Source organism: Caballeronia sp. (assembly GCF_049581465.1).
GTDB lineage: Bacteria > Pseudomonadota > Gammaproteobacteria > Burkholderiales > Burkholderiaceae > Caballeronia.
Genome location: NZ_JBAUSA010000169.1, coordinates 1 through 3,469, shown reverse-complemented (window position 1 = coordinate 3,469; position 3,469 = coordinate 1). Strand labels below are relative to the sequence as shown.

Annotated in this window: 3 protein-coding genes and 2 pseudogenes; 2 read left to right on the top strand and 3 right to left on the bottom strand. The window is 56.9% G+C overall.

The features are described 5' to 3' along the window. Both WCA53_RS04285 and WCA53_RS04280 read left to right on the top strand, forming a co-directional pair. Positions 1-818, top strand: a pseudogene (locus WCA53_RS04285) (hypothetical protein); the annotation flags it as partial. Positions 819-1,673: 855 nt separating this feature from the next. Next, positions 1,674-1,844 carry a hypothetical protein gene (locus WCA53_RS04280; protein ID WP_423905858.1) on the top strand — a complete coding sequence of 57 codons (171 nt, stop codon included), beginning with the start codon at positions 1,674-1,676 and terminating at the stop codon, positions 1,842-1,844. Positions 1,845-2,246: 402 nt separating this feature from the next. Here WCA53_RS04280 and WCA53_RS04275 read toward each other — a convergent pair. The 3 genes and pseudogenes from WCA53_RS04275 to WCA53_RS04265 form a co-directional block, all read right to left on the bottom strand. Then, positions 2,247-2,692 (bottom strand): annotated as a pseudogene (locus WCA53_RS04275) (ISKra4 family transposase); the annotation flags it as partial. A gap of 24 nt (positions 2,693-2,716) precedes the next feature. Next, a complete protein-coding gene (locus WCA53_RS04270; RefSeq protein WP_423905862.1) occupies positions 2,717-3,058 on the bottom strand; it encodes a DUF892 family protein in 342 nt (113 codons plus the stop codon). Between the two features lie 100 nt (positions 3,059-3,158). After that, on the bottom strand, positions 3,159-3,469 hold a 311-nt coding region (locus WCA53_RS04265; protein ID WP_423905855.1), incomplete at its 5' end, for a CsbD family protein.

Below are 3,469 nucleotides of genomic sequence, written 5' to 3'. Positions count from 1 at the left end.
CGACCGCCAACTGGCAAGCTTCGGCCTCGAAGAGCCGTTCGCTTGAGCAAGACACATCAATGAAAGCGACACGAAGGAGTGGCTCAATTCCTTATAAAACAGGCAATCGACGGTCGTTGCAGGAAGGCGGCGACAACACATATGTATCGAGCGCGATGCCGCAAAAGCGCAACCCGGGATTGCTGATCCGCACGCGCACGGATGCATCGACGGCGATATCGCAGGCCGAAGGCGTTGTCATGCAGGCGCATAACCTACCGCCCGGCATGAGCGATCCGAAGAACGTGAAGGCCAACACGGAGATGATCGAAAGCGGCATCGCCGCGCTCAAGGGCTGGAACGAAGTCATGAACTCGCTCGTGATTAACCCGGAGCGCGCGCTGGAAGAGCTCAACAGTGACTGGACCGCATCGCAGGAAGTCGCCGATGTTCTCATGCGCAAATACAAACTGCCGTTTCGGGTTGGGCATCATCTCGCATCGGAAGTAGTGGAATATGCGCGGCAAAAGGACATCAAACCGCTCGATTTCCCTTACGCCGATGCCCAGCGCATCTACACGCAGACGGTCGCGGGTACGCCCTACGCCGGCGATCTGCCGATGAGCGAAGCCGAGTTTCGCTCGACGCTGAACCCAGTCGCGATTGTGAACAATCGCGCGACGACAGGCGGTCCGCAACCTGCAGAAATGGCGCGCATGCTAAAGGAAGCGGATACGCGCGTGGTCGATCAGGACAACTGGATCAAGGACAATCGCGCGCATATTTCTAGCTCACTCGCAAGACTCGATACCGACTTCGGCAAAGTGCTCGGTCATTGATTCGCCGAAGCGCGGGAATCCTGGCGCTTCGCTTACGAACCCTCATTGGCCTCTCACTGACCAAAGAAAACATTGCATTGCGGGCCGCCGGTACATTGCCGGACGCTCGACATGCTGCTCGTCGCGCGACGCCTGTCGGGCATGCCGCCATACGATGTGTCGGAACGCGATTGGGCCGACGCGTTTGCATCCTGCATCAACGCCGCCTGCCCGGAAGACAGGGTGCCTTGCTGAACGTTCGGCCGACCTTGCTGCGCAATCGTTCCGCCCGCGATTGCGAACAGTCACACGCCACTAGCAATGACAAGCGAGATTTCATTTCGATGCTCCTTTGAAACCAAGGCGTGTCGCCTGAAAGATTCCGTGAGCAACTTGCCGTTTTCTGTGCGTGCTCCACAAACGCCCACGAAGGAACGAGGGCGGAACTGGACGCCCTCGGAGTGAGCGCGTCGCGCACGCATTTGAGCGTGCCCGTGCGCGTCGGTGCGCGTCCAAATGTGCAGGCCGTAGGCCGGACGGGGCAGAGCATGTCGCTTGCGAGACCGGAACAGGTCCGTCCTGCCTCCTGAGTTATAGGCCGCGTAAGGCCGATGTCACAGGAGATTCGACCGTCGCGCCGCTTTGCGCTTCTGCGTCAAGCACCCTACATCGCTACATCGGGACCCTGCGTAAGTAGGGCTGTAAAAAGCGCCGTACGCATCTAATCTGAAGTCATGCCGTTTAGTGTCGTTCAGGGCGTGCGCCGTCACTCTTCACGACTCTGCACAAATTGTTCATCGACTCAGTGGGTGCGGCGCGCTCGTTGCTGGAGGTTGTCAGTAGGCACGTGCAACCCGAGATTTCCCGGAGAAAACCATGACGTACGTCACCGCGTGGCTGGCATCCATACTGATTGCCATGCTGGCCGTTTTCTTCATTTCCGTCGCGTTGCCGAATTCAGCCTCGGATGAACTGACCCGCGTTTCAGCGGCTCAGAGCGTATTCACCGGCCTCGGCGCCAGCGTACCTGTTGAAGTCCGCTATTAGCGCTAGCGATGTCCACAAGAACGCTAATCGTGCCCGTTAATTATGCTAGCGCGGCGCCGCGCCATCTCGCCCAACGTAGCTTGGAGGGACTCGTTAAATCCTTCTCCCAATCATAGATGCGCACGTGCCCTAAAACATGATGTTTTTGTTTCGATTCACGATCTATTATTTAGGAATACATTTTAATAGACGAGATATTGAGGAATGGCGCATTAGCGGAATTAAAGGGCAGATTCAACGCGCTAGCAAAATTAACGGACATGACATAGCTTTCTCGTTGCCAAAACGCAACATCGTCAAACGCCGTAATTTTCGCGCTAAGCCTTGGTGGATAAGCTTTACAGCCATTTTTCCGCTAGCATTATCTATGGACACCGCTAGCAGAATTAACGGACAACAACAGAGGGTGACGTGATTGTCACGGCCGCTCGTCGGAAACAGCAACTGCATGACTCGCATCGCCTGACGATACGGCATCGAGGCTCCGAGGGTTGCGTGCAACCATCGCAGTTCGCCGGTACTTGACTCAGGTAGGTAGTTCTTCAGCGGCGAGACGTAACGTGACTCGTCGGCACCGCAATCGCAAGCCTTCCATCGCTCGCGGCAGTAGAAGACCTTGCCAAGCGTGGTCTTCAGCTCGGAGCATAGCTGTCGTCATGACGTCGGCGCGACGCACCGCACGCTCGGCACGTCCGACGCAGCTCGCAAAACTGCTGGATCTGAGCCATTGCAAATTGCTGCTGGACTGTCTGCAGCAGCGTCTTCCCATCGGCGAGAGACAGGCCTACGTCGCCGGGTTTGGGGTCCGCAACATCTCGGTGCAGTCGCGCCAATTCGACTCGACGCAATGCGGTCGAATCGCCATCATCGAACTAAAGAACGACGGTGCATCGCATAGCGCCTCCTGCTCGCAGGATCTGCGCGATATAGATAACTCGATACTGCCGGCGTCCCAGCGTTTTTAACGACTTCCACCAACAGATGCCGGACGCCTCCACTGCTTGATCGTTGCGCTCGATTTGGCCATGAGTTTCGTGAAGATGAGTTTCAAAAGCCATCTTTAGATTGGGACTCGTAGACGCGCGCGCTTGCTTGCTTAGCGCCTTCGAAACTACTCCTGGATGAAATGCCGCAGATCCTGCTTGTGCGCACCAACTGTTTTTTTCAGGCTGCAAGATCTGCCTCGGCCCGATGATGAGCGAGCCGACGAGCACTATAGCGAGTAGCCCCGCGGTGGGCGTGCGCAAGAACACGGGACCGGCATCCGGTGAGATGCGCTTGTCTGTCCGGTTTCCCTACCACGACTGCGCTAGCCTAATACGCCCGATCGTTAGCTCTCGAATGCTTTGGATAAACCCGGGAAGAAAAACTCTCACTGTTCGCCCACATCACGCCGGCGATAAAGCTGACGGCGTCAACGATGCCCAACACCGCGAATGGACTCTCAGCTGTCGCGTCTCGCACGAGGCTGGTGGTATCCGCGCAGAGTTGCTGCGCCTTACCGCTTAATTCGCGTGCTTTCCCGGACATCTGGGTGGCCGCATCGCCGACCATACCGCCTACTGCTTCTTCAACCTTGCCCGCTGCTTCTTTCAACGTACCTTCTGCTGTGTTGGTGTCCATGA